This is a genomic window from Streptomyces sp. NPDC005195, assembly GCF_040608315.1.
Taxonomy (GTDB): domain Bacteria; phylum Actinomycetota; class Actinomycetes; order Streptomycetales; family Streptomycetaceae; genus Streptomyces; species Streptomyces kaempferi.
The window spans coordinates 1-2,136 of sequence record NZ_JBEXHZ010000261.1; the positions used below are offsets into that span (position 1 = coordinate 1).

The window sequence follows — 2,136 nt, forward strand, 5'->3', positions numbered from 1 at the left end:
GGGGCCCACGACACAACGGCGGCGTCCGCCGCCGCGGGGACCGCGGCCCCGCCGCGCCGCGCCGCGGCGGCGTGCCCTTCGGAAGCCCGTGTCCCGGACGGCGAAAGCGGCCGCGGACCGTCCGAACCGGCTGGTAAACGACCCGAACCGACCCGAGCGTGTCGGTACACGTGACCATCGCCCTTCCAAGACCGATACTTCGCAGTGACGAGCCCTCAGCACCGACGACCGGCGGAACCGAACACCCACCGCACCCAACGAACGGGCGACAACGCAGGTCACGGGCTCCACTCTTACGCTCACCAGGAGGTACCCATGAAGATGCTGATCAACGTGGCGGAGACGGTGGTCGCGGACGCGCTGCGGGGTATGGCGGCCGCACACCCGGACCTCACGGTGGATGTCGAGAACCGCGTGATCGTACGGCGTGACGCCCCGGTGGCCGGCAAGGTGGCCCTCGTCTCCGGCGGCGGATCGGGCCACGAGCCCCTGCACGGCGGTTTCGTCGGTCCCGGGATGCTGTCGGCGGCCTGTCCGGGCGAGGTCTTCACCTCTCCGGTGCCGGACCAGATGGTGCGGGCCGCCGCCGCCGTGAACAGCGGCGCGGGTGTGCTGTTCATCGTGAAGAACTACACCGGCGACGTGCTGAACTTCGACATGGCGGCCGAACTCGCCGAGGACGAGGGCATCCGGATCGCCAAGGTGCTGGTCAACGACGACGTCGCCGTCACCGACAGTCTTTACACGGCCGGCCGGCGCGGCACGGGCGCGACGCTGTTCGTGGAGAAGATCGCGGGCGCCGCGGCCGAGGAGGGTGCCCCGCTGGAGCGGGTGGAGTCGCTGGCCCGTCAGGTCAACGAGAACTCCCGGAGTTTCGGTGTCGCGCTCGCCGCCTGCACCACTCCGGCCAAGGGCAGCCCCACCTTCGACCTGCCGCCCGGGGAACTCGAGCTGGGTGTCGGTATCCACGGCGAGCCCGGCCGGGAGCGGCGCGCGATGATGACCTCGCGCGAGATCGCCGACTTCTCGGTGCACGCGATCCTGGAGGACCTGAACCCGCGCGATCCCGTCCTCGTCCTGGTCAACGGCATGGGCGCGACCCCGCTCCTGGAGCTGTACGGGTTCAGCGCGGAGGTGCAGCGCGTGCTCGGCGAGCGCGGGATCCCCGTCGCGCGCACGCTGGTCGGGAACTACGTCACCTCGCTGGACATGGCCGGTGCCTCGGTGACGCTGTGCCAGGTGGACGAGGAACTGCTGCGTCTGTGGGACGCGCCGGTGAAGACAGCGGGCCTCCGCTGGGGCGTGTGAGCCGGCCCGCCGCCCGGCAGGCCACAGCCACAGCCACAGCCACAGCCACAGCCACAGCCACAGCCACAGCCACGATCGCGGCAGGACCAGGACTCATCTCATCGACCCAACGTTGGTATCACGCAAGGAGATTCTGTGCTCGACGCCGATTTCTTCCGCCGCTGGATGACGGCGACCGCCGCCTCGGTGGACCGTGAGGCGCAGCGGCTCACGGAGCTGGACTCGCCGATCGGCGACGCCGACCACGGCAGCAATCTGCAGCGCGGGTTCACCGCCGTCGTGAACGTGCTGGAGAAGGATGCCCCGGACACCCCCGGCGCCGTTCTCACACTCGCCGGACGCCAGCTGATCTCCACGGTCGGCGGCGCGTCGGGGCCCTTGTACGGCACCCTGCTGCGCCGTACCGGAAAGGCACTCGGGGATGCCGCCGAGGTCTCCGGGGAACAGTTCACCGACGCGCTTCGGGCGGGCGTCGACGCGGTCATGGCGCTGGGCGGGGCCGCCCCCGGCGACAAGACGATGATCGACGCGCTGGTGCCCGCGGTGGACGCGCTCTCCGACTCCTTCGCCGCCGCGGCCACCGCCGCGGCGGAGGGCGCCGCGGCCACGATCCCGTTGCAGGCCCGCAAGGGCAGGGCGAGTTATCTGGGCGAGCGGAGCATCGGGCACCAGGATCCGGGCGCCACCTCGTCATCCCTGCTGATCGGCGCACTCGTGGAGGCGTCCGGTGAGTGACTCCGACGACAACGCGGGCCGGCTCGTCGGCATCGTGCTCGTCTCGCACAGCGCCGCCGTCGCCGCCTCGGTCGCCGAACTGGCGACGGGGCT

Annotated in this window: 2 protein-coding genes and 1 pseudogene; all 3 read left to right on the top strand. The window is 71.3% G+C overall.

The features are described from left to right. The first annotated feature begins 315 nt into the window (after nt 1–315). The gene (gene dhaK / locus ABZV34_RS38765) at nt 316–1,308 is read left to right on the top strand and encodes a dihydroxyacetone kinase subunit DhaK (protein WP_356287791.1); all 993 of its coding nucleotides are present in this window, start codon (nt 316–318) and stop codon (nt 1,306–1,308) included. Nucleotides 1,309–1,443: 135 nt separating this feature from the next. Beyond that, nucleotides 1,444–2,043 (top strand): dihydroxyacetone kinase subunit DhaL, encoded by a 600-nt coding sequence (gene dhaL / locus ABZV34_RS38770; protein WP_356287793.1) that lies wholly within the window; start codon nt 1,444–1,446, stop codon nt 2,041–2,043. Beyond that, nucleotides 2,036–2,136, top strand: a pseudogene (locus ABZV34_RS38775) (PTS fructose transporter subunit IIA); the annotation flags it as partial. The gene dhaL and the pseudogene ABZV34_RS38775, both read left to right, overlap by 8 nt.

Coding starts and splice junctions, on each gene's coding strand:
- dhaK (WP_356287791.1), top strand. CDS start 316: ATGAAGATGCTGATCAACGTGGCGGAGACGGTGGTCGCGGACGCGCTG.